Raw genomic sequence first — 25,039 nt, forward strand, 5'->3', positions numbered from 1 at the left:
CCTCAGATCTTCGTCGAAGTCGGAGCCGTGACCGGCCGGGGGCGCCGCATGACGCGCCAGTAGTCGAAGACGACCCATGCCGCGAACAGCGGCGCGCCGATCGACGCCGCCGTCAGGAACGGCGCGATGCCGCTGGTCAGCGTCACCAGCGGGAGCAGGTAAAGCACGTCTTCGGTCTCGAATCCCCCCGCGGAGGCCTGCTTCGTCCCGCTTTTCCCCACGCGCTCTTCGATACGCATGCGAAGAAAGAAGATCAGCGCCACCGCTACGCCAGCCAGCGTGCCTAGCAGCACCGGCGACAGCACCCCGTTGGCGGCCTCGTCCGAAATCGCCACGCCCATGCCGACGAACAGCAGCACCGTAATCAGGGCATCGCTCGCCAGGTCATAAAAATGGCCTATCTTGCTTGATTTTCCGCTAATTCTCGCCAACTCGCCGTCCGTATGGTCAACGAAGTTGGAGATCACGATCAGCAGGGCCCCGTAATTCGTCCACGCATATCCGCCCTGCATCAGGCAGGCAACACCGGCCAGGCCAATCAGCAGCCGCAACGTGGTCAGGTGGTTAGGGGTGATCCAGGAGTCCTTGAGCGGGCGCACAAGCGCGCGCGCCAGACGGGCGTCCCAGGTACGTGGAGCGGGAGGCTCGCCGCGAGAATTCTTTGGATTGTTGTTCATCTGGAAAAAGGTCCACCGGCAGGAAAGCTGTCACACGGCTGGCATACTAGCGCCAGTTCCCGCGCCTTGCATTGCGGGAACTCAGCGGCCAGGCCGGCCGGATCGCTTTACAGGGATACCGCCAGTCAAACCGCTATGGTAAGCGATGTGACCCGCAACGGTACGCGCGCGGTGCCGGATTGACAAGTCCGGGCGCGCTTGCCGGCACTGCGCCGCACCTTCATCGGCTTGCCTGCAAGCAGCCGACTGGCGGCACGGACCAGGCGCCGGCAACAAGATAAACCGGCGCGGATCGCTATGCCTGGCGTCACGGCACATTGCCTTCACTTGCTGGCGCCAGGGCTGCATCCTGCGCGGACGTGGAAGCGCCGGCTGCCGGCATGTCCCGCACACGCGGCGCGCCTGTCAAGGCATCGACAGGCGCACTCACCGGTGAACTTGCGGATACCGGCCCCGGCACGGCATCCGCAAATTCCCGCCCCAAGGGCGCGCTGGCGCCACCGGGCGGCAAGGCCGCTGGCGGTGCCGCCGCGCTGGCCTCCATCGCAGGCGCCGGCTCCGGCGCCTGCGCCGAGTGTGCCGGGCGCCTGGGCGCGGGCGGGGCTTCAGGCTTCGAGGCCGTCCCGAAGAAGCGCTGGTACCAGCCGCGTATGGTCCAGCCCAGCGCCTCGAACAAGCCGGTCTCTTCGTGCTTCACAAAGCGGACGTTCGGGTCGATCACGCGGGCCCGGAGCGAACGCTGGAAGAAGTCGCCCACCATGGGCAGCGCACTGTGCGCGCCCTGCCCCCAGTAGTCGCTGCGCAGCGTCACCCGGCTGTCGTTGAACCCGACCCAGGCGCCGGCCACCAGTTGCGGATGCATCAGGATGAACCAGCCGTCGGCGTTGTCCTGCGTGGTGCCGGTCTTGCCGGCCACATCCGCGCGGATGCCGAAGCGCGTGCGGATGCTTGTGCCCGTGCCCCGGTCGATCACGCCGCGCATGACATCCAGCAGCGTCTGCACCGTGGCGACGGGCAGCGCCTGCTCGGGCGACGCCGGGCGGAACGTCTCCAGCACYTCGCCCTTGCGGTCCTCGATGCGGGTGACCATCACCGGCTCCAGGTAAGCACCTTGGTTGGCTATGGTGCCGTAGGCGGAGACCATCTCCTTCAGTGTCACCGGGCTGGTGCCCAGCGCCAGCGAGGGTACGGTGTCGAGACGGCTCTGCCGCACGCCCATGGCGCGGGCCAGCCTGGCCACCTTGGCCGGGCCCACACTCTGCATCAACTGCGCGGTGATCGTGTTCTTGGAATACACCAGGCCGTCGCGCAGGCTCATGGCGCGCCCGCTCGGGGGGCCATCGTCGGAAGGCCGCCAGACCTCGCCGCCGGCCAGGGGGATCTCCACCGCCTGGTCGACGAAGGTATCGTCGGGACTGGCGCCTTGCTCAAACGCCGCGCCATAGACAAACGGCTTGAACGTGGAGCCCGGCTGGCGCTGTGCCTGCTGCACGTGGTCGAAGGCATCCTGGCTGAAATCGCGGCTGCCGACCCAGGCCTTGATCTCGCCGCTGCGCGGGTCCAGCGCGAGGAAACCGGCCTGGATGCGGGTCTTCGACTGCCGCAGCGCCTGCATGAAGACACCGTCGGCCAGCAACTGCTTCATGACTGCCTCGGGGGTCAGCCCGGATTCCCGCGCCGCCCGGTACTCCGGCGTCTCGCGCACGAAGGCCTGCACCAGCTCCTTGTTGGCAGCCCAGCCCGAGCGCGGCGCCCACGCTGCATTCGCTATGCCCTGCAACTGGTTGCCCTGGCGCGCCACGGCCTGGTTGGCCATCGCCTGCAGGCGCGAATCGATGGTGGTGCGTACCACCAGCCCGTCGGTGTAGATGTTGTAGTCGTTGCGGTCCGCCCAGGTGATCAGCCATTTGCGCAGTTGCTGCGCGAAGTGCGGCGCGGGGCCCGGCGGCTCGGTCTGGCGCTCGAAATCGATACGCAGCGGCCGCTTCTTCAGCGCCTCGTACTTGGCAGGATCCAGCTTCTCGTACTTGACCATCTGCGCCAACACGGTATTGCGCCGCTGCACGGCACGCTCGGGATTGATGACCGGGTTGTAGTAGCTGTTGCCCTTGAGCATGCCGATCAGCGTGGCGCTCTCCAGTACGTCCAGCTTGCCGGCGGATTTGTCGAAGTAAGTACGCGCCGCCATCTCGATGCCGTACGCGTTGTACAGGAACGGCACCGTGTTGAGATAGGTCTCGAGGATCTCGTCCTTGGTATAGAGTGCCTCGATCTTCAGCGCGGTAATGGCTTCCTTGAGCTTGCGCGTGAGCGTGGGCGCGCGGCCGATCTCATCGGGGTAGAGATTGCGGGCAAGCTGCTGGGTAATGGTGGAACCACCCTGCCGGTTGCCGGAAAAGGTATGTAGCGCTGCCGACCCCATGCGCCGCCAGTCCAGGCCGAAGTGCTGGTAGAAGCGGTGATCCTCGGTGGCGATCAGCGCTGTCGTCACATTGGGCGAGATGTCGGCCAGCCGGACCCAGTCGCGGTTGGCCCATTTGAACACCGCCAGTTCCTTGCCGTCCGCCGAGAGCACTTGCGCGGGCTGGTCCGACTTGGCCTTGCGGATATCGCTGATGCCCGGCGTGAACGGGATCAACACCAGCACATACAGCAGGAACAGCGCCGGCACGGCAGCCAGCGTCTTGAGGACACCGCGCCGCGTAGGGCGCCGCAGGCGGGCAAGCCGCTCGGCGGCGTGGGTCTTGATCTGGGCCAGGTTCATGAAGCAAGCAACATCGGAGTCACATTCCGGCGCAACACACTGGCACACCGTCGATGGAAAGGCCTGCATCCTACCAAAATCGCTTCAAGCTTCGCAGTGCCGTGTCAAACACCCAGGCCATTTGCTCCTTGGTCAAGCCCTCCTGGACGCATCAACGCCCGGATCGAGAGCCGTAGCGATGTCCAGGCGTGTTTTTCATGATTCCTCCATGACAGGCCGGTGTGGCTAGGTCACTCACGGTCACGTTCGGCCTTCAGCAGCTTGAGGCGCGTCTGTCCATCGGGCGTGAAGTGGGTGCCGAATCGCACCAGCCCGGCCTGATGCAGTTGACAACTCATGGTAAAGCTGAGAAGCATGCCCGGTTCGGTCTCTTCGATCGCGATGCCGATGGATTTCAGCCTCGGCTCGTAGCGCAGCAGCGTCGTTTCGATTTCGCGCTTTAGCGTGTGCGCTGACGCGGGTAGATGCCGGTAGATCCTGGACAGATCGCCAAGCCCATAATCCGGCAAATGCGCCAGGCTGCCGCGACGGCTATTGAGGATGCGCTGGATGTTGTCCTGCACGGACAGGAACGTCTGCGTCGCCACATCGAAATCGTCGACGGCCACGCCATTCGCAAAGTATCCCGTCACCGCTTCAAAGAGGCCCGGCCCGCTCCGTGTCACGCGTCCACCCCGGTTGTCGTTGCCGGCTCCTCGAAGTCCAGGCCAATACCGTCGTCCCCGGAGAACGACAGGCGAATCGATGCCGGTGCCTGCTGGTCCGACATGCGCACCAGCAGCTCACGCGACAGTACCGGCAGGATCTGCTGATCGAGCAGACTGTCGATATTGCGGGCGCCGGAATCGGGCAACAGGCAGGCCCGCACCAGCTCGGCCACCAGCGTGTCGTCGCACCGCAGTGGCACGCCAAAGCGGCGCGCGATGCGGTCAGCCACCTTGCCGAGCTTCATCCGCACGATCAATGCCATGGCGTCGGCCGACAGCGGGCGGTAGGCAATGGTCTGGAAGCGTGCCAGCAGTGCCGGCTGGAAGTGGTCGATCAGCATCGGGCGAATCGCCTCCATCAGCGTCCCGGTGGCGAGCTCGACGCCGGCCGCGGCGGCGGCGTCGGCTGCCGCCAGAATCTGCTCGCTTCCGAGATTCGAGGTCATCAGGATGACGGTATTGCGGAAGTCGATCACCCGGCCTTCGCCGTCGCGCATGAAGCCGCGATCGAATACCTGGTAGAACAAATTCAGTACGTCACGGTGCGCTTTCTCGACCTCGTCGAGCAGGATGACGCTGTAGGGCCGCTGGCGGACCGCCTCGGTCAGGACACCGCCTTCCCCGTAGCCGACATAGCCCGGCGGCGAACCCTTCAGCTGCGAGACGGTGTGGGCTTCCTGGTATTCGGACAGGTTGATGGTGACAAGCGAACGCTCGCCACCGAACATCAGGTCGGCCAACGCGCGCGCCGTTTCGGTCTTGCCCACCCCCGAAGGCCCCGCCAGCAGGAACACGCCCAGCGGCGCCTCCTCGGATTTGAGTCCCGCCTTGGCGGCCCGCAAGCTCTTGCTGAGGGCGGCTAGCGCCTCATCCTGGCCAACCACGATGTGCCCCAAGCGCCTTTCCAGCGCCAGCAAAGTGGCCAGCTCGCTGGACAGCAGGCTGTCGACGGGAACCCCTGTCCAATCGGCAATCACCTGTGCAATGGCGGTCTCGTCCACTTCCGCATGGATCAGCGCGGCCTGACCGTGCTTGGTCAGCATCTCGTAGGCAGCCTGGATCGATGGCGTCAGATCCCGCCGTGCAGACTCGTCGGCAGTGGTTTGCCATTGCGCACGCAATTCGATCAGTGTCTCGGCGGCCCCCTTCTGTTCGGCAAAGGCGCGCTCAAACTGTTCGAGCTCAATGGCGAGCGCAGCGAGCCGGGCATCGATGGCCGCCAGTCGTTTGCCGACATCCGCGCCGATGGCCCCTTGGTCCTGCAGCAAGGCAGTCCGCTCGACCTCCAGCGCCGCGCGTTCCGCCTCGCGGGAGGAGATGGCCACCGGTGTGGCCTCCAGGCTCATGCGCACGCGGGCGGCGGCGGTATCGAGCAGATCGACGGCCTTGTCCGGCAGTTGGCGTCCGGTCAGATAGCGGCGCGACAGCCGCACGGCGGCGCCGATGGCGGCATCGGTGATGTGCACGCCATGGTGCTGCGCATACCGTTCCTTCAGGCCGCGCAGCATCAGGCAAGCGCCATCGTCGTCGGGCTCATCGACCTTGACCATCTGGAAGCGCCGCTCCAGCGCGGCGTCGCGCTCGAAGTACTGCTTGTATTCGGACCACGTCGTCGCCGCGATCGTGCGCAGCTCGCCGCGCGCCAGGGCGGGCTTTAGCAGGTTGGCGGCATCGGCACCGCCTGCGGTGTTGCCCGCACCGATCAGCGTGTGGGCTTCGTCGATGAATAGCAGCACGGGTGTCGGCGATTGCTGCACGGCCTCGATCACGTTCTTGAGGCGTTGCTCGAACTCCCCCTTGACGCCGGCCCCGGCCTGCAGAAGGCCCAGGTCCAGCGTCAGCACGCTGACGTTCTGTATGACAGCCGGGACATCCCCTTCCGCGATTTTGAGCGCAAGGCCTTCGACCAGCGCAGTCTTGCCCACACCAGGTTCGCCAACCAGGATCGGGTTGTTCTTGCGGCGCCGCGCCAGGATGTCGACCATCTGGCGAATCTCGACGTCGCGGCCAAATACCGGATCGATCTTGCCGTCCCGGGCCTTCCGGGTGATGTCGGTCGTGAAGCGGGCCAGCGCCGATGTATCGGCCTGACCGGGCATCGGCCTGGTCGGGGTGGGAGTGACCGGCGCCGGCGACAGCGGGCCGGGAGCCGGCCTGGCCGGCTCGCCAGCGTCGGGAGCGGCTGCCTCGGTCGAGATGTTGTCGAGTTCATGCATCAGCCGCTCGATCTGGATGGCGGATACGCTCAACAGCGCCCAGGCGCCGGGCGCCCGCAGCAGGTGTGGCGTTTCGGCCAGCGCGGCCAGCAGGTGCGCGGAGCGGATCGACGTGGACTCTCCGGGCGCCGGGGCTTCGAGCGATGCGCGCATCCATGCGGCCTCCAGCCACTGGCCGAGGCGTTGTGACAGGCCAGGCTTGCCGCGCAGGTCATGCGGCAGCCGGTCGATGGCGGCGAGCAGCCCGTTCCAGATGCCGTCCACATCGAGTTCATAGCGCCGCAAGATCGCCAGCAGATCGCCGTCGCCCAACTCCAGCAGCTTGATCAGCCAGTGTTCGACCTCGATGTCCCGGTGGGCGCGTGTTTCGCACAGGCGGGCGGCGTCGGTCAGGGCACGGGCGCAATGGTCGTTGAGACGACGCAGAAACGGGGAGAGGTCGCGGGTGGTCATGGAAAAGAAGCGGGACGCGGGGTGAAGAAGGAAGTGCGCGGCCCCCTGCACCGGGTCCGCGCGAGATGGCAGGCCGGCGGTGGACGCCGGCCAGGCGCGTATTAGGAGCGCTCGTTCCAGCTGTCGGCGTGGATGATGTTGCCGTCCTTGTACGACCAGGTGATTTTTTCGTAACGCAGCTCGATGTCTTCGAGGTGGTTGTGCTTCTCAAAGGCCGGATTCTTGATATCCAGCATCTTCGGCGTGACGCCGACCACCTTCACGTTTTCGAGCTTGGTGTTGAAGTACTCTTTTTCCTTGCCGGCGTCATCGATCTTGTACCACTTGATCTCGACCGACTTCAGGGTCTGGCCGCTGGTGACCGCCTTGTACAGATACGGCGTCGAGGCATCGGTTTCCTTGGTAAAGACGACCGGCTTGTGCACGCGCGTGCCAGTCAGCTTGCCGGTGTTGGAATCCGTGGGAATACTGACGGCGTGATCGAAGGCGACCACCTCGACGCTGCCCTCGCGGCTATTGACCGTGACCGAGCCTTTGATATCGGCGCCGCCATCGTCCTTGATCCACATGTATGCGGGAATTGCCATTTCTTCTTTCTCCTTCTACTGGAATGAACAGGCCGGATGGCCCAAAGTTGCCCGATTGGCACGATCGCCGTCGCGGCAATCAGGGATGAGCGTGATCTCGACACGTCGGTTGGCGGCACGCCCCGCTTCGGTGTCGTTGGCGGCTTTGGGACGGGTATCGCCATAGCCTTGAATCGCGAACTGGGTCGGCGGCAAGCCGGCCGCGTCGGCCAGCCAGTCGCGCACTGACGCCGCACGGGCCTCGGAGAGCTTGAGGTTGCTGCCAGGATTGCCTACGGTATCGGTGTGCCCGGCCACCAGCACGCGCTTGTCCGGGTGAGCCTTGATCATCTCCAGCGCGCCGATCAGCACGCGATTCGAGCCGGGGTTGAGAGCCGCGCTGCCGCTCCTGAAGAGCGACAGGCTGTCCAGTTCGATGGTCGATGGCGGCGGTGCCGGCGGTCGATACGCGGCGATCAGGGCATTGAGCGGCGCCAGCAGCCCGGCGCCACGATAGAAGCCCAGGCCAAGGCGCGGCGGTATGCCAACGCGTTCGTATTGATCGAGTTCGTCGCGATCGCGCTTGATGGCCTGCAGTGCATCGACCCGGGCGGCGTCATGCTCCGGTCCGATGGCGCGATAGCGCGCCATATCGCCCACGACGCGCGCCACCAGGGCACGGTTCTGCCAGGCGGAGGCCGCGGCGGCCGCGCAGAAGGCCAGCGCGAGCCAGGCAAAGGCGTGGGCAATGGCGCTCGGTAGCGCCCGACGCACGGGCTGCCGGGCGATTCCCCGGATCAGGGGTTCCGGCAGCGGGTAGCGTGCACGGCGGCCATCCCTGGCGATGCGGGCAAGCGCGGTCGCTTGCTCGATGAAGCGGGCATACAACGAATCCGCGGCAGGGCTGCCCTCGGTGGCGGTCACGCCGAACGCTGCAACGTGCACCCGATGGCTGCCGCGCTGGCTATCGAGCAGCGCAGGGAGCAAGGCGCCACACGCCCAGCGCGCCAGGGCATCGAGCCGTGCGGCGCGGTGCATGCGGGCCTCGCGATCCGTCGGCAGCGCGGCCCGCGCGTGAAGCAGGACGCGTGCGGCAATCTGGGCGGGCAGCGTATCGCCTTGCATCACTTCGGCGCCGGAGATGCCGAACCAGGGGCAATCGTCCGGGGCACCGTTGCTTCGGGTGACTTCTTCCGCGTACACGGCAACGCAGACCGGCAGGTCGTAGCCAACCCCACCGCTGGCCTCGCCGATGGCCGAGCGCCAACGCCGAAGCCCGGCGTTCAGCACGGCCGCGTCGCGGGCCTGGTCGGCGCCGATCAGGTAGGCGATGGCATCCGGACCCTGCCCTTCGCGCCAGCGCTTGAGGGCGTCAGCCACATGTGCAAGCCGGGTCGGGTCATCGACGCGCACCCAGATCGCCGCGTCCGTGATTCGGACCAGATCCTCGCCGAATGCCAGCGGCGGAGCGCCCGATGCGTCCCCAATCGCCAATACCAGCGGTGTATTGCGCCGGATGCCATGGGGCAGCCCATCCAGCGACGCATCGATGGCTTGCAGCACCGGCTGCGCGGCGCGCTGCCGTGCGCGCACCCGGCGCGTGGCAACAATGATCGCCAGAAGCGCCAGCCCGATCGTGAAGGCAGCGAACAGGAGGTTCCATGTCGCCGGCCATGGCGAGCTGAACGCCAGCCAGGCCAGCGCGAGCACTGCGATCCAGCCGAAGAGCGTGCGGTAGGGGTAGCCGGTCACGAATACCCTTTCAGCCGACGAGCCGGGCGATCGCGGTGGCCAGCCACCGGTCCAGCGCAAGGTAGACGAGGCCGGTGCCGGCGCAGGCGCTCACCACCCAGGCGAGCGGCGTCAGATGACCCCGCCATCGGCGCGCGTTGCCGTCTGTCACCAGCACCGGGCCATCCGACTTAAGCCATCCGGCACGATCCAGGCGTTCATCGATAGCGTGCATCAGCGCGACACGTGCGCCGGCGCCCTCCAGCGCGAACCTGCCCTGGAAACCCAGCCCCAATACCGCGTGGAAAACGGCGAGCAGCGGCAGCACTGGCCGCGCCTCACCCAGGCGCCGCTCGATGCGAGCGATGAGCGCTTCCCCGGCATCGTGACTCTGGAACTCCTGCACCTGCAGGGGCTCGCGTTCCCACGCGTCGCGATCTTTTTCGGGCAGCCTGCCCAGCGCGACTTCGTCAAGCAAAGCACATTGCGCATAGATGGCATCCTCGACGACATCGGCGGGCTGGCCGGCCGCCAGGAATTCTTCGCGCAGACGGGAAACCTGTTCGTCGCATTTCGCGCGGAATGCTTCGAAGCCAGTAGGCTGATCGTCATCAGCGAGCGCGGTGACGGTCAGGGCCGTGTCGCGCAAGGCGAGCGGCAAAATCGAGATGGAGTTCGTCATGCAGGCAAAACCGCGTAGAGTTCAAGTGATACGTCCGGCAGCGACGCAGGAACGTAGAACTGACAGGCGCGCGCGGCCAGCATGCGCCTGAACGCCGGGTGCGCGCTATCAAGCGCAAAATACTGGTTCTCGATGCGCACGGGGATGGCTGCAGGCACGCGCGACATCGCGCGCAGCGGGATGCCGGGCAGCGCGGAGTTGACGATCTGCTCCACCTCGTCAGGCGCGCCCGCCTTGCACAGGCGCGGCAACTGTTCGAGCAGCGCGTGAGCGGGAAGTCCCGCCTGGACGGACAGGTAGTATTCGGCGCCTTCGACCAGGCGCTCGTCGAGGATCTTGCCGACCCAGACGGTGGGCCGTAGGCGTTCCAGCGCAACGGGTACCACCCGTGACGGGATCACCGTGTCGAGCAGGGTACGAATCAGCGACTCCAGTTCCTCGAACACGGGCTCCGGCGCGAGGTGGTCGTAAGGCGGGATGGCCTGCAGGGTCTCCGTGGTGGAAAACGTCAGCAGCGATCCGGCCAGACGGGCAAGGATGCCGTAGAGCCGCTCGGGATGCTGCTGCGGCACGGCGCACAGGCGAGCCAGTTCCGGCCACGTACTGTTGACGCTGTGCAGCAGCCAGAACAACGCCACATCGGCAACGGCGTAATCGGCGATCTGGTCGGATCGTTCGCGGCGGCGCACCGACAGGCTCGCGCTCTTGGCGCTGAGTATTTCGGAGAGCCGCTTCATGCGGCCGGTGAGCCGCTCGCTTGCCGACAGGAAAAGGCAGGGCGGCACAAAGGCCGGATCGGCCTCGAAGCGCCCCTGGGACGTCCGCACCAGCCGAGCGACCGGGCAGGTCACATAGTCATCGTGCGATTCGAAATCGAACATCAGCGCCAGCGCATGCCGCTCAACGCTGATCTCCTCCTTGCCTTCCCCATGCAGGTCGGCGACTTCCAGATATTCGCGCACGAAGCGGCGCGGCCGGGCGGGCCGTTCCCCGGCTTCAATGCAGTTGCCGCCTTGCGCATCGATCAGCGGCAGGCCGATCCCCACGACCACCGCGTCGATGTGCGCCGGCACGTCGGCCAGATCCCGTGCCGCGGGCGTGCGGTCTGCCGTCTCGGTATCGATCACCGTTCCGTCCGGCAGCCGGAGGGCCAGCGAACTGACCACCAGACGGTGAACGGACAGGGCCTGCTGGTCAAGGGCAACGCGCACAGTGCCCCACGGATCGGGGCTGGCAAGGCGCGCGACGTGCTCGTCGGCATACCGGTCCCATTGCGCCTGTTGCTGGAAATGCTGCGGGGTCATGAAAATTCCCTGTGCCCACAGCGGTCTTGTTATCTTCATCGTGATCGGCTGGTACGTGGAAAGGCCCTTTCCGCATGGGAGCGCCGCACGCTGGCTGTCGAGCCAGCGTGCGGCGGCGCTACGTCATGTCAGCGCTACGTCGACACTCACAGTTGCCGGTCAGTTCTTCGCTTTCGGCATCTGCGAAACGAGCGACAAATTGATGTCCATGCCTTCAATCTGGAAGTGCGGCACGATGAAAAGCTTGATGCGGAAGAAACCCGGGTTGTCCTCGATATCCTCGACGACCACCTTGGCCTCCCGCAGCGGATGGGAAGCCTGCAGTTCATCGCCCGGATCGGTCATCTCGGTCACGAGCGTCTTGACCCAGGTGTTCAGCTCCAGCTCCAGCAGGCGGCGGTCCTTGGTGGTACCGATGTTCTCGCGCTGAATCAGCTTCAGGTAGTGGGCAATACGCGAGAGCAGGAAGATATACGGCAGGCGCGCATTGATGCGGCTGTTGGCGGTGGCTTCCTTGGTGTCGTAGAGCGTCGGCTTCTGGGCAGAGTGGGCGGAGAAAAAGCACGCGAAGTCATGATTCTTGTAATAGGACAGCGGGATGAAACCCAGATTGGCGAACTCGAACTCGCGCGTTTCCGGGATCAGCACCTCGGTCGGGATCTTGGCCTGGTTGCCTGTGCCCAGGTCATACAGGTGGATCGGCAGGTCCTCGACCAGGCCGCCGGCCTGCGGACCACGAATCTGTACGCACCAGCCGTTCTTGATGAAGCTCTGCACCATGTTCGCGGCGAACGCGAACGAGGCGTTGGCCCACAGGTAGCGGGTGTGATCCGGGCCCTTGACCGCCTCGGTGTAGTTGAAGGCGCGTACCGGCACGGTTTCCGGGCCATAGGGCAGCCGCGCCAGGAAATTCGGCAGCGTCAGGCCGATATAGCGGGCATCGTCCGACTCGCGGAAGCTCTTCCACTTCAAGTACTCGGCGCGATCGAAGTAGTTGCCGATGTCGCGGATGCTGGCCACCTCTTCCATCGATTCCTTGCCGAAGAAGGCCGGCGAGACCGAGCCGATGAACGGCATATGCGCCGCTGCGGAGACCTTGGAGATGTTGCGCAGCAGCGCGATATCCTGCGGGCCGCGGTCGAACGCGTAGTTCGAGATGATCGAGCCAATCGGCTCGCCACCCGGCGTGTCGTACTCCTGGATGTAGGTGTGCAGGTACAGGCCGCTCTGGATGACCTCGGGCGTGTCCTCGAAATCCTGTCGCAACGCGTCTTTCGAGACATCCAGCACTTCGATCTTGACATTCTTGCGGAAGTCGGTGCGATCAACGAGGAACTTGAGGCCGCGCCAGGCCGATTCGATCTGCTGGAACGTCTCGTTGTGCATGATCGCGTCCAGCTGGCGGCTGATCTGCTGGTCGAGGTGCTCGATATGGAAATCGAGCAAGCTCTTGTCAAGACGGTCCACCTGCTGCGACGAGTCCTGGATCATCTTCAGGAACACGCTTATCGCCTGGGCGACGCGTTCATCCAGCGACGATTCGGAGAGCGCATCGGCGCTCTGGAAGGACTCCACCGGACGCGTGGACTTGACCGGCGTCAGGTTGATCTTCTCGCACAGGGATTCGTAGACGCTCTTGCCCGGCGAGTCCAGGACAACGGTATCTGCTTCGCTATTGCCGCGTGCGGCGATCTCATGCTTGGTCATGGGGTTCACTCCTCAGGGAACGGCGCTTATTGGACGGACGGGGAAGCCGGCGCGGCCTCGCCGATCTTCTGCAGATCGGCGCGCAGGCGCTCGGACAAGGCCGGGTCCTTGAGGATCTTTTCCAGTTCGCGGCGGAACATCGCGTTGTCGAGCAGGTTCGACTTCAGGTCGCGCAGCAGATTGCGGGCGGCCATCAGCGCGCGCAACTCGGGCACCTTCCCGGCGACGACTTCCGGCTTGAAGTCGTCCATCGCGCGGAAGTCCAGATCAACCGGCAGTTCCGTGCCGTCGCCGACCAGCGTGTTCTCGACGGCGATCCGTGCCTTCGGGTTGAAATCGGCGAGGACCGAATTGAAGTTGTTCTTGTTGATGGACACCTTCTCACGCTCGGCAAGCGCCCGCGTGTCCTGACCGTTGCTGTAGTCGCCCATCACCAGCAGCTTGAGCGGCAGTTCAACCTTCTTCTGCGCGCCCCCCGTATGCAGGTCGAGCTTGATATTGACCCGTGCCTTGGGCACTTCGTTCTGGAAACTCTCAGCCATCGCTTGCTCCTTTCTTATATCTGATTTAAACGTTTTCTAATTCTTTCGATAACGATCAGTAAGGCAATCCGGCGCAATTAGTAGCATGGATACCCATTCGATGGATATAGGACCAGTACGAATTTATGTTAAATAAATGTTAAATTTAAAAAACGGCATATAAGGTATTTATGGCATATAAAAAGACGTTTAAAGTCCTGCGTCAGCATCGATCACGCCGACAACGGAGCGGAAACCATGACGGATCCGGATGAACAACGGAGGACATACGGCAGTGCGCCGTTCAAGGGATTGACCGGGCGCCAGGCTTACTTCCTTGAGGTGCCCGGCACGGCCAGCGCCGCCGACCTGTCGGTGGTGTCATTCGAAGCGGTGGAGCGCATGGGTGAGCCCTATACCGTCACCATCCTGCTGACGCACCCCTTGCCGCTTGACCGGGCCGACTATCTCGGCAAGGACGCGACGTTCCTGATCGATCCCGGAGACGGCACCAGGCCTACCGCAACACCTACAAGGCGATCCCGTCCGACCGGCGTTTCCGGCTGCCGCTGCATGAAGAAAAATGGCCGCGGATCCACGGCACGCTGAGCGCGCGCATCACCTCGCCGGGCCAATACAAGTATGCCTACGTCACCAGAAAAACGGCTCGCGAAGGCCATGTCCTGCCGAAAATTCCGTCCTGTAGCCCCACCTTCCATCGTTGGCATTGCAACTAAACGGCGATCCGCAACATCAAATTTCTTTAAATTTCTTCAAAGAATAGGACACGTCCGATTGATCCTCTCCGCACTCACCCAGTAGCATGTTTTCAGAATCGGGCCCGAGCACCAAGCTCGCAGCGTTTCGCAGCCCGGACTTCGAATAAACGTGGTTGCATGGCGCGCCGCGATGCCAAGCACCTAGTCACTTGTCGTTCCTGGCGTGCGCAACCAATCCGCCACGAAGCTTGCCGCGAAGCGGCAGGCGTGACAACGGAGAAGACATGGGCGTTATCGACAAATTCGAGGCATACGGCACAAGGATGCCCGGGCGCCAGGCTTACCATCTGGACATTCCTCGCGCGGCCAGCGCGGCGGAACTGTCGGTAGTGTCGTTCGAGGCAGTGGAGCGATTGGGAGAGATCTACACCGTCACGATCCGGCTAACCCACCCGCTGGAACTCGACCGGGCGGAATACCTCAATTGTGACGCGACCTTCGTGATCGACCCCGGCGACGGCAGCGAACCGCGCCGGTTCGCGGGGTGGATATCGACGTTCTCACGCACGAAACGCACGCGCGATTTCTTCGCCTACGAAATCGTGCTCCGGCCACTGGCCGCGCGGCTCGAACTCGTCCGGACCACGCGCATCTACCAGAACAAGACGGCCCCCCAGATCATCGAGGCTATCCTGCGCCGGCACGAACTCCGGGGCCACCAGTTTKCCATCAAGSYGCGCCGCGAGTATRCCCAGCACAAATTCCGCTTCCAGTACCAGCTATCCGACTGGGAATATGTCCAGTTGCTGATGCGCCAGGAAGGGCTGTATTGCTACTTCATCCCGGGAAAGTTCGGCGAGATGATCGTCTTCGGCGACGACATCGACCACTACGTCTACCAGCCCGAACTGCGCGTGCCCTATCGSGAGACCGCCGGCCTGGAAGCCGGCATCGAGGCGGTATCCGACATCCAGGTGCACGCCAAGACCGTGCCCGAATCGGTCCTGGTCGCCGACTACAACCCGGATCAGGCGTGGGAACCCATCAAGGGCGAGGCCAAYGTCGCGCGTAAAGACAAGACAACGTACGGCCAGCAGTATATCTACGGCACGCATCATCTGGACAAGGCCGAGGCGAAGTGGGAGGCGCAGCTGCGCCACGAGGCCCTGCTGGCCGGCCAGCTTGTCTATGCGGGCGAGAGCAACGTGCTCAGGCTGCAYMCCGGCWGCATCCTGCGCATGGATGAGCCATTGGCYGARGCCCCCAACGGCCAGGTCATCACCGAAGTCATCCATACCGGGGGGCGTGATGCCGCTTACCGCAAYACCTACAAGGCCATCCCGTCGGACCGGCGCTTTCGCCTGCCGCTGGACGAGGAAAACTGGCCGAAAATCCAGGGCACGCTGAGCGCGCGCATCACCTCGCCCGGCCAATACAAATACGCGTACCTGACAAAAGCGGGCCACTACGTCGTCCGCTTCGATTTCGATTTTGAGCMATGGCCGAAGGGCATGGAAAGTGAGGCCATACCCCTGGCAAAACCGTATGCCGGCGGCCTGCAAACCGGGTTCCACTTCCCGCTCATCGACGGCACCGAAGTCGCGATTGCCTTTCGCGACGGCAACCCGAACAAGCCCTATATCGCGCATGCGCTGCATAACAGCCGGCAAGAGGACCTGATCACCACTCGGGACCGGTGGCTGTCGCGCAACCTGATCAGGACGCAGAGCAACAACAAGCTGCGCATGGAGGACTGGAAGGGAGAGGAGAGCATCAAGCTCTCCACCGAATATGGTGGCAAGACCCAGCTCAACCTTGGCTACCTCGTTGATCGCAACAAAAAAAAGCGGGGGGAGGGCTTTGAGCTGCGTACAGACGCCTGGGGAGCGATCCGGGGTGGCAAGGGGCTGTTCCTTTCGGCGGACGCGCAGCCGAATGCTGGCGGCGAGCAACTTGCCATGTCAGATGCCGAAGATACGCTGCGGCAAGCCATGGACATGATGCGCAGCCTCAACGATTCCGCAAATGCCGCCAAAGCGTGGCTTGCGCAGATCGACCAGCAGCGCGCCTTGATCGAGCAGACGCTTACGCAACTCAAGGCGCCTGCGATCCTCGCCAGCGCGCCGAAAGGCATTGGCATTGCCAGTGGGCGGGACATGCAACTCGCTGCGAGCAAGCAAATCTTCATGACGGCTGGCGGTGGCCTGGACATCGGGGTAATGAAGCGCATCACTGCCGCAGCCGGCGAGGCCATCTCCCTGTTCGCGGCAAAGCTGGGTATCCGGATCTTCGCTGCAAAGGGCAAGGTGCAAATACAAGCCCAAGGCGATGCGCTGGAGTTGATGGCACTCAAGAATGTTGCTGTCAGTTCCTCGACTGGCGAAGTCATGATCACCGCCTCGAAGGGCATCACCCTCGGCGATGGCGCGGGCGCATACATCCGGATTGCAAACGGGAAGATCGAACTCGCCAGCCCCAGCGGGGAGGTCAACGTCAAGGGCAACTTGCGTACCGACGATCCCGCCGGCGGCAACTTTGCCTTCCCCGCCTGGGAGGCCGCCCCGCTGCAAGACGTGAAGCGCAACATGAAGTTCGGGTTCTCTGAATAAGCAGGCCATGGCAACGACGACACCACAGCAGCCGGCCAAGACTCCGGTGAAGAAACTGAACTTTGCATACCCGTTCCGCAAGGCTCCCGAAGCCCCCGGCAAGCCATCGGCCGACTTTGCCGACCAGCACGAATTTCACCGGCTGCTACGCAAAGAGCCTGGTGGCGCATACGCCGTCAGCCGGAAAGGACTGTGGCACGGCGGCATCCACATCACTGAGGCAGGCGCCGGTCAGTCACTCGACCTCACGCATGGCGTGCGCTGCATGGCCGACGGAGAGGTGGTTGCCTGGCGCGTCAACCGGACCTACCTGCCCAGCGAAATCCCGGAGCAGGGTGACAAGGCCGCATTCAGCGCCAAATTCAGCACGGGCTTTGCGCTGGTGCGTCACGTGATGGAGTTTCCGAAAGACAACACGCTGACTTTCTTCAGCCTGTACATGCATCTGCAGGATTTCGCCAGTTATGAAGCGGACAAGGCATTGCCACGGCCTTCGTACTGGATAACGTGGCTCCGGGTCACGGATGTCGCCAGCGACAAGCCCGATGCCAGTGCGAGTGGGGTGGGCGCTCCCGCCGAGCAAACCGGATTGCGCGTCCGCACCTCCAAGCCAGGAGGAACGATCCTTGGCATTCTGCCTCGTGGGGCGCAGTTCAGTCTTCTGAAGCGGGACGGGAACTGGGGCCAGATCGAGTCCGTGCATGTGTCGGCCATGGTTCCGCCCAAAGTCGGCGGGTATGTCGCGCCGGACGCTGCGGAGAAGGGATGGATCTATCTCGGCAAGGAGAGCGGCGCTTACGTTGTCGAGACCGTTATGCCTGATACCTCGCTGGATCGTGTGGTCGCACCACCCAAGCCGGTTCCAGTCAACGCAGGCGATATCATCGGCCACATCGGACGGTTTGATTCGCTCAGCGAACGGGTCCCAGCCCGCATGGTCCATCTGGAGATGTTCTGCGGCGACAGCATCCAGTCGTTCATCGAGACGAGCCGCGCATGGGTGACCGAAAACGGCGCAAAGCCGAAAGCGTGGGAGCAATTGGCGCTGCCGGCCGACCCCACGATTCTACGGATCGACCGGCGGACGACGCTCTACAAGAACCCGAACCAGCAAGGCCAGGACGCGCCTCTGTCCGATGTTGTGCAGGCATATACGCTGGCGGAACTCGGCCAGCGTAACGAAAAGCCACACACCGAGACCAGCGCGGGCAGTGACGGCGAGAAGATGCGCTGGTGGAAGGTTGACAGCGCGGACGTACGTCGCCAGGACATCACCGGCTGGGTGCGCGAGCAAAACTTCGCGGGAGGGCGGATCTCGCGCGAGTTCGCGCAGAAATGGGTGGACTTCGAGATCCTGCATGACCCGCACGACTCCACCCACACCATCTTTGCCTCGACGCAGGCGTACGTCGACTACGCGACCGGCGCAGACGTCCCGAACGCCGGCGCCATCGACAAACTCAACCCGCTGATGCAAGCCGTTTGTCGGCAGCTATATGCGACAGGCGATGGCAGCCAGGCGGCGAACGACCTTTGCGTTGCCTCCCAGGACGCATGGGCGGCAATGCGGGCATCGCGGCTCATTGTCAAGCATGAGAGCGAATGGGCGAATCCGGACAAGTGGAATCAGCTCATTACCGAGATCGAGAAAAAGGTCGGGCCGGATGAGGCTCATGAGGCCGAACGCAAGCGCATCCAGGCGCTGGCCTGGTGGGATGCCGTGAAGGAAGATTTCCCCGCCCTTCCGGCTCCGCAGGTGTTTCATATTCATCCGATTGGGATTATTGGGAATTTCGATAAAGGAAAATTTCAGTTCACCCTGACCATGATGCATAGACTGTTCCCTCACGCAAACCGCGACGCACTCCAAGAAGTGGCCGACGAACTCAATGCTCATCTTCAGGCCTACAAACTCGATACACCGCTTAGACGAGCACATTTCTTTGCTCAAGTGATGCAGGAAACTGGCTCCTCGCTTACTCGCGAAGAGGGATTTATCTGGAAAGCAAGCTCGTTAATCGCAAAATTTTCCTATTTTCATAATCATCCCGATCAGGCGAACGCGCACGGCTACCATCACGTAAGGCCAATCAAAGCGGATGGCACGAGTATGAATCAAGTTGACTTTGAAGCAATCGCCAACGGTGCATATGGCGGACGTGCTGAACTGGGTAACGGAAACTACGCTAGTGTCCCGCGTCAGAAGTTCCTTGCATTATTGACGCCACGTTGTAGTCTGCGTTGAAGGCACGCAAACGGCGAGGCGGTGATGAGAGGAAGACCAAAGGCGGAACTCGTGTTGAATGAGGTCGAACGTGAGCAACTCAAAGCGCTGGCTAGCGCTGAAGGCTTGGACAACAAGGCCGTCGCGGCAAAGCAGCGTGTCACTCAGCAAACCGTATCGAAATGGCGTGCGCGATTCGTGGCGCATCGGCTCGATGGACTGCTCGATGCGCCGCGCCCAGGGACACCGAGGTCCATCGATGATGCACAGGTGGACGCGGTTATTGCCAAGACGCTCGAATCCGTGCCAGCCAACGGCACCCACTGGAGCACGCGCAGTATGGCTCGCGCGGCGAATCTATCTCCGTCGACCGTGACGCGCATCTGGCGTGCCTTTGGACTGCAGCCACATCGACAGGAGACCTTCAAGCTCTCCACCGACCCATTATTCGTGGAGAAGGTGCGCGATATCGTGGGGTTGTACCTCGACCCACCGCTCAAAGCCATGGTGTTGTGCGTTGACGAGAAGAGCCAGATTCAAGCACTGGACCGCACGCAGCCCATCCTGCCGCTGGCGCCAGGSATCCCCGAGCGACGCACACACGACTACATGCGCCATGGCACGACAACGTTGTTCGCCGCGCTGGACATCGCCACAGGAAAGGTTATCGGTGAACTGCATCGCAGACATCGCAGCAGTGAGTTCCTGCAGTTTCTACGCACGATCGAAGCCAACGTGCCACCGAACCTCGACGTGCATCTCGTCATGGACAACTACGGCACGCACAAGACGCCGTCGATCAAGGCTTGGTTCGCTCGCCATCCGCGCTTCCATGTTCATTTCACACCGACCTCCGCCTCATGGATCAATCAGGTGGAACGCTGGTTTGCAGCCATCACGGAACAATACATCCGCCGCGGCACGCATCGATCAACTCGACAACTTGAGCAAGCCATCCAAAAATATCTCGACCTGAACAACGCCAACCCCACGCCTTTCGTGTGGACGAAGTCCGCCGATGACATCCTCGCCAGCATCAGGCGATTTTGTCTGCGAATATCTGACGCAGGACACTAGCAAACAAATCCAGATCTACTCGTTCAGCCAAAGTATGCGGCAAGGTCTGCCGCGTACTTCTGGGTTGACCGTAATCTACCAGAAAAGGCGGATCAAGGAGAAACAGCTACGCAGGTAAATGCGATTACCGAGGTTGTTAATTTGCACACGGATAGTTACGCGGCGCGCGTCGAAAATTTTAATTCGATCTACAGTGGAGGGTATTTAAATTGAATACGGAATGCGATCTTATTGTGCTCGCAAGGGCGATTTATTTTGCGGGATTGATATTGTTCGGGGTGAGCGCGGAGGCCGAAGAAATAACGCTTTGTCAGCCTCATGAGGAGGTGTATTTTAGCTGTGCAAGTGAAGGAAAATTGATTTCGGTCTGCGCTTCGGGAAACATATCTCCAGATAATGGATACGTTCAGTATCGATTTGGAAGGGTTGATGAAATCGAACTCGAATTTCCAAAAAAGCCGTATCCACCGAGAAGATGGTTTTCAATAAGCGATATATCGGAGGGAAATATAACGTTTACGCATCTAAAATTTAATTTTGGAAAGTATAACTATGTATTGTATCAAGGTTCTCCAAGTGGAATATATATAAAGCGGAATGGGAAGTTGATTTCAAACCGTACCTGCGATCCCGGAGACTATCAGCCGATTAGCCCTCGAGCACTGAGGGGTATTAAGACAGTTGCGCCGATAGATGGCATAGATAACTGAGTTGAGCGTGATGGCGGCCGCGCGGAATCTAAAATAGGTTCGGACGAAAATTATATGATCGAAAATGATTTTTAAGTATCTATTGATTTTTAAAATTTCCTTTTTTGTATCTCTTGTGAATGCGGAAGATAGGCTTGTTCCGTGTCCGGTGGTGTCCCCTGCTCAGGGCGTGTTTTCTGCTTCGAAGATTAAAAAGGGTGCTCTAGTTGCAGTTGAGAAAGGGGGTGATGAGTACCCGATAAATTTGATGTTATATAAATATGAAAACGGTCTATGCCGGGAAGAGTTGGTTGCAAAATACTCAATCGAGGGGGCGGCGCCTCGGGTTGATTCCCTTTTTTTTGGGGAGAATAAAAGGAATGGTTAATCTATTTGTTATTGTCCGATGGGAACTGAGGCATAGTGGTCTGGGGACATACGGAGATCTTTATCAAGTGTATGCGTATGAGAGTGGCAAAGACGGTTCTTTGATTGAGAATAAAAATATCACTAAAAATAGCGAGATGGCAGGGGTCGATGGCTATGTTGAGAACCAGGTTTCCACTTTTCGACTGAAGAAAGCCAGCGATGTCAAGGATTTCCTTCGATGGATGAGGTAGTCTGTGCGCAATACGGTGATTAATAGAGAAATATTTTCTGGGATTATGGAAGTGATTGAGAGATGATCGTTATAGGAGGAGTTTCGGTCGTGCGCGCTCGATACCAAGGCATGAAGGAAATTTTTAAATAATGGTTTTAAAGAAATGAAAATTATAAAGCGTGGAGCGGCTTCATTTTTCCTTATATTCATCACATGGACCTATGCTTATGGCGAAAGTTTAATATTTGATGGCGGATCGAGAGTCGATTATCTTGAGCCTATCCTGGAGAGTGAGTTCGGCACTGGGTGGAAAAGAGCCGTGTTCGTCAGTGCGGGCGGATCAAAATTTGATCTATTTCCGATGGAGAGATTGTCGATCGATGGAGGTGTAGTATTTTCGGATCCTGCGGACGCATTGATTTCACCGTCCGGAAGGTTTGCTGTTTTCTCTATTGTGAGAGCCGGTAGATTTTTCAAAATTGGAGGAGACGGAGGCGAAGAAATAGCGAGTCGACAATACTGCCCCGTAATAGACACTCAATCTGGGTGCATAGTGAGCAATATGACCGGCGGAATTTGCAGCGGGCGATGGGACGCGAAAGTAGACCTCTGGCTATTGGGTGAGAGAGGTGATTTCCTTGGTATTGCGAAGGTAATGGCTGGTGGCAATCCCGAAAGTGCAAGAGAAATTTGGGGTAGTTACTTAAAAATAAGTAAAAGGAACAAGGGATTTAAGTTATCCGAGATGATTATGGGTAGTTTGGGGGTGCCAAATATTTTGGCCTGCGATCCGCCTAGTCATGGAAATAAAGAGGTTTACGACCTCATCTCATCGAAATTAAAATCTGAGGGGTGATATTTATTATGCAAAATACATCAAATCGAAATTTAATCGTATTAAATAAATATCTTATTTTTGTATTAGTTTTATGGGGGGTATTTTTTGCAAAATATGCCGCGATGAAGAATAACTAATGTAGAGGCAAGCAGGAATTTTGATTATGAAAGAACTAGCTTACGAAGACGACGATACAAGTCATGGCGGCAAGATCCTGTCGGGATCGGACCGCATTCAGGTCCGGGGGAGACGAGCCGCGCGGATCGGCGATATCGTGTCGTGTCCGATTCACGGCAACAACAAGATCGTGGAGGGCGGAGCCAGCATGACCGATGCGGGCGTGCCGCTTGCGCGCGACGGCGACCGGACCCAGTGCGGCAGTATCCTCATTGCTCACTGGCGCGGCGCGACGGTTCGGTAAATGCCCATCGATTTTCAGCGGGTACCGCCCAGAGCCACGGTGCCAGACCTGCCGCGCCTGTCGGTCGCCTGGTGGACGTTCCTGTTTGTCGCCATTGTGGGTGGGGGCGCTGCGTTTGTCATCTCCCTCTGGCCCGCGACAAAGCCGACAAACACCTTCTGGTTCTGGCTCTGCGTCATAGGCTATCCCTTGGCTGCTTGGGCCTTTCTGTGGAGCGTGGCCATGGCCGGCGCGTATGCGCGGCGCAGTGACGCCATGGCGGTCAACCGGGCGAGCGATGCCGAGGAACAGGACTGCCATGCGAGCGCTAGCAAGCCACTTGCGATTCTGGCCCACGCCTGGTGCTTTTCTGCTGACGACGCAGAGAACGGCGTTGAGGGCATTGCGAGCGGGCGCATGCAAATGGCTGCCCGGCCAAGTGCGGCATACCCTGAAACGGATGTGATCGCCCGCTGGATCGCGATACCCGAGAAGCCGTTCTACCCGGGCAATGAACTCTCGGAGCACGCCAGGCATAAAGTCGTCACTGACTGGCTGCTTGACCGCTTGCTCCGCCCGGTTATTGCGAGTCTGGAGTCCTTGCCAGCGCAGACCCGGCTACATGTACGGCTCGTCTCTGCGTCATCCGTGGAGGCGGATGAGGTCGGCGCGCGACTTGAAGCCAAGATATTGGCATGCCTCCCGCAGTTGCCCGTCGTCGCGACAGACGATACGGATGATCTGTCGCTGTTTGATGTCGACGCCTGGGCGGACCGCATGCCCGCAGACGAGGTGCAGCTACTCGTCGCACTTCAGTTGAGGCGTGCCATCAGTGAACGCTTGGATGGCGGCGTGGCCGAGGCTGGCGTCGCTTTGCTGGTGGGCCGCCCCGGGGCCTCGCGGCATGGTTCCGCGCTGCACTTGCACCGTCCAGCCCAGGACAGCGCGCAGTCCGCCTCGGATTGCGTGGCGCTCGCAATGCGTTGGGGGCGAACCAGCACCGAAGGCATCGGTGCGGTTTGGGACCAAGCGCTTTCCGACGAGGTGGTCACGCATCTCAAGTCATCGTCGCCCCTGGGCGATGCCGTCACATGGGTGGATCTTGCGAAGACCATCGGCAACTCTGGCAGTGCAGGCGCATGGCTCGCGACTGTCCTCGCTGCCGAGAATGCCGCCCTGTCCGCCCAATCGCAACTCGTCCTCACCCAGGAGGGCGATCGGTGCATCGCCCTCGTGTGCTGCAAGCCATCATGAATGAATACAAGCCACAGCCAGTAGCACGCTACCTCTGTATCGCGATATTGAGCCTCTTTGTCGCAGTCGGCCTCGCGGTTTGGTTCGAGGGGCCGGGGCAGGGGCTGTCGCGGCAGCAAGTCAAGCTGTTCGAGATTTCCTTGGCGATCGGGTGCATTGTGTCGCTGCTGCTGGCCAGGTACTACGAATGGTTGGCGCTAAAGATCCAGTTGCTGCGCGCCAGGCTGTGGGTCGCCAACTACGATGCCAGCAAGCGGAGCGAGGCTGCGACGGCGGGAGGCGGCGCGCCGGCAGCGCGTCCCGGGCGACTGGCCACTATACGCGACGCGCTTCACGTGCATCACGGTTGGCGCTGGCGCTACCGCCAGCCCTGGCTGCTGCTCACCGGCGACGACGCCGCCATCGCCCGCCTCCTGCCCGAACTGGCAGAACAAGGCTGGCTGATCACCCCCGACGCGGTGTTGCTATGGAGCAAGGCCAACAAGGAAGGCTGGCCGGACGCCGACTGGCTCAAGCAACTCTACCGACTACGCCGCCGCCGTCCGGTGGACGCGGTGATTCTCACAATGGACAGCGCAACGGATCTGCAGGTGCAGCGCCGTGGCACCCATCCCGATGGAATGCGCCTGGCGCGCATCGCCGAATTGCTGCGCTGGTCCGCCCCGGTCTACCTGCTCGATGTGGCGGAGGCGAGAACGGTGGGCCACGGCCTCATGCCGGTCATCAGTTGCGAACTGCCGCGCCAGGCGGACGCGGACGCCATCGATGACGCGTTGCGCACGCTGCGCGACCAGCTGGCGCAGCGCGTGGTCGCGCAACTGATGGCGGGCAACCGCGACCGCTATATGGGAGAGCTTTCGCAGCGGCTCGACACCCGCGGCAAAGCGCTCGCCGACTGGATCGCCGGATTGGGGGGCCGGCAGCGCCGGCGCATCGCCGTGGAGGGTATTGTCTTTGCGCCGTATCCACGGCCCATCGCCGGCGATGCGAGCGTGCAGAGCAGCGTCGACCTGCCACTCTGGCACTACCTGGGCGAAGCCGCCCGCCGCCAGCCGGGACAGCGCGTTGGCTGGCACCCGGTCACGGTGTCTGCCATCGTGGGCCTGACGGCCATCGGCTTGTGGGGCGCGGGCATGCTGGTGTCCGGCGTGCTGAACGGGCGGGACATCCACGCCGCCCGGCAATCCGTGAACGACTTTCAGTCGGCCCCCAACCCGGCGGCCCGCCTGCGCGCGCTTCTTGCCTTGCAGCAGCAGATCGAGCGCTACGAGTACCGTACCCAGCATCATGCGCCGCTTGC

The 25,039-nt window shown here is 61.7% G+C and carries 18 protein-coding genes and 2 pseudogenes; 10 read left to right on the plus strand and 10 right to left on the minus strand.

Translation table 11 applies throughout. The features are described from left to right. Nucleotides 1-2: 2 nt before the first annotated feature. From AC1DT6_RS14720 to tssB, 10 genes are all read right to left on the minus strand, one after another. A complete protein-coding gene (locus AC1DT6_RS14720) occupies nt 3-677 on the minus strand; it encodes a CDP-alcohol phosphatidyltransferase family protein (RefSeq protein WP_441627697.1) in 675 nt (224 codons plus the stop codon). 307 nt (nt 678-984) lie between these two features. Next, a complete protein-coding gene (locus AC1DT6_RS14725) occupies nt 985-3,441 on the minus strand; it encodes a penicillin-binding protein 1A (RefSeq protein ID WP_441627699.1) in 2,457 nt (818 codons plus the stop codon). A gap of 230 nt (nt 3,442-3,671) precedes the next feature. Beyond that, nucleotides 3,672-4,106, minus strand: coding sequence for a type VI secretion system baseplate subunit TssE (gene tssE / locus AC1DT6_RS14730; protein WP_441627701.1), 435 nt, complete (start codon nt 4,104-4,106; stop codon nt 3,672-3,674). Continuing rightward, the gene (gene tssH, locus AC1DT6_RS14735; RefSeq protein ID WP_477102713.1) at nt 4,103-6,817 is read right to left on the minus strand and encodes a type VI secretion system ATPase TssH; all 2,715 of its coding nucleotides are present in this window, start codon (nt 6,815-6,817) and stop codon (nt 4,103-4,105) included. The genes tssE and tssH overlap by 4 nt, the downstream gene beginning before the upstream one ends. Nucleotides 6,818-6,918: 101 nt before the next feature. Further along, nucleotides 6,919-7,404, minus strand: coding sequence for an Hcp family type VI secretion system effector (locus tag AC1DT6_RS14740; RefSeq protein ID WP_150984401.1), 486 nt, complete (start codon nt 7,402-7,404; stop codon nt 6,919-6,921). A 15-nt stretch (nt 7,405-7,419) separates the two neighbouring features. Beyond that, nucleotides 7,420-9,135, minus strand: a complete 1,716-nt coding sequence (locus AC1DT6_RS14745; protein ID WP_441627705.1) for an OmpA family protein — start codon at nt 9,133-9,135, stop codon at nt 7,420-7,422. 10 nt (nt 9,136-9,145) lie between these two features. Next, nucleotides 9,146-9,796 (minus strand): DotU family type IV/VI secretion system protein, encoded by a 651-nt coding sequence (locus AC1DT6_RS14750; protein ID WP_441627707.1) that lies wholly within the window; start codon nt 9,794-9,796, stop codon nt 9,146-9,148. After that, nucleotides 9,793-11,139, minus strand: a complete 1,347-nt coding sequence (tssK, locus tag AC1DT6_RS14755) for a type VI secretion system baseplate subunit TssK (RefSeq protein WP_477102716.1) — start codon at nt 11,137-11,139, stop codon at nt 9,793-9,795. The genes AC1DT6_RS14750 and tssK overlap by 4 nt, the downstream gene beginning before the upstream one ends. A gap of 120 nt (nt 11,140-11,259) precedes the next feature. Further along, entirely contained in the window at nt 11,260-12,807 is a 1,548-nt protein-coding gene (tssC, locus tag AC1DT6_RS14760) for a type VI secretion system contractile sheath large subunit (protein WP_441627711.1), read from the minus strand. 26 nt (nt 12,808-12,833) lie between these two features. Further along, nucleotides 12,834-13,349 carry a type VI secretion system contractile sheath small subunit gene (gene tssB / locus AC1DT6_RS14765; RefSeq protein WP_441627713.1) on the minus strand — a complete coding sequence of 172 codons (516 nt, stop codon included), beginning with the start codon at nt 13,347-13,349 and terminating at the stop codon, nt 12,834-12,836. Nucleotides 13,350-13,586: 237 nt separating this feature from the next. Here tssB and AC1DT6_RS14770 point away from each other — a divergent pair. The 10 genes and pseudogenes from AC1DT6_RS14770 to AC1DT6_RS14815 form a co-directional block, all read left to right on the plus strand. Continuing rightward, nucleotides 13,587-13,847 (plus strand): annotated as a pseudogene (locus AC1DT6_RS14770) (type VI secretion system tip protein VgrG); the annotation flags it as partial. Between the two features lie 484 nt (nt 13,848-14,331). After that, nucleotides 14,332-16,656 carry a type VI secretion system Vgr family protein gene (locus AC1DT6_RS14775; protein WP_477114750.1) on the plus strand — a complete coding sequence of 775 codons (2,325 nt, stop codon included), beginning with the start codon at nt 14,332-14,334 and terminating at the stop codon, nt 16,654-16,656. A gap of 7 nt (nt 16,657-16,663) precedes the next feature. Then, nucleotides 16,664-18,901, plus strand: coding sequence for a chitinase (locus AC1DT6_RS14780; protein WP_441637540.1), 2,238 nt, complete (start codon nt 16,664-16,666; stop codon nt 18,899-18,901). 24 nt (nt 18,902-18,925) lie between these two features. Continuing rightward, nucleotides 18,926-19,957 carry an IS630 family transposase gene (locus AC1DT6_RS14785; RefSeq protein ID WP_477114751.1) on the plus strand — a complete coding sequence of 344 codons (1,032 nt, stop codon included), beginning with the start codon at nt 18,926-18,928 and terminating at the stop codon, nt 19,955-19,957. A gap of 209 nt (nt 19,958-20,166) precedes the next feature. After that, on the plus strand, nt 20,167-20,667 hold the full coding sequence (locus tag AC1DT6_RS14790; RefSeq protein ID WP_441637488.1) for a hypothetical protein: 501 nt from the start codon (nt 20,167-20,169) through the stop codon (nt 20,665-20,667). A 260-nt stretch (nt 20,668-20,927) separates the two neighbouring features. Next, nucleotides 20,928-21,266, plus strand: a complete 339-nt coding sequence (locus AC1DT6_RS14795) for a hypothetical protein (RefSeq protein WP_441637486.1) — start codon at nt 20,928-20,930, stop codon at nt 21,264-21,266. 144 nt (nt 21,267-21,410) lie between these two features. After that, nucleotides 21,411-22,103, plus strand: coding sequence for a hypothetical protein (locus AC1DT6_RS14800; RefSeq protein WP_441637484.1), 693 nt, complete (start codon nt 21,411-21,413; stop codon nt 22,101-22,103). Nucleotides 22,104-22,248: 145 nt separating this feature from the next. Further along, on the plus strand, nt 22,249-22,506 hold the full coding sequence (locus tag AC1DT6_RS14805) for a PAAR domain-containing protein (RefSeq protein ID WP_150984982.1): 258 nt from the start codon (nt 22,249-22,251) through the stop codon (nt 22,504-22,506). After that, nucleotides 22,507-23,739: a hypothetical protein gene (locus AC1DT6_RS14810; RefSeq protein ID WP_441637482.1), complete on the plus strand. Its 1,233-nt coding sequence runs from the start codon at nt 22,507-22,509 to the stop codon at nt 23,737-23,739. After that, nucleotides 23,706-25,039, plus strand: a pseudogene (locus tag AC1DT6_RS14815) (ImcF-related family protein); the annotation flags it as partial. The gene AC1DT6_RS14810 and the pseudogene AC1DT6_RS14815, both read left to right, overlap by 34 nt.

It is taken from the genome of Cupriavidus sp. 01L45, assembly GCF_056399885.1.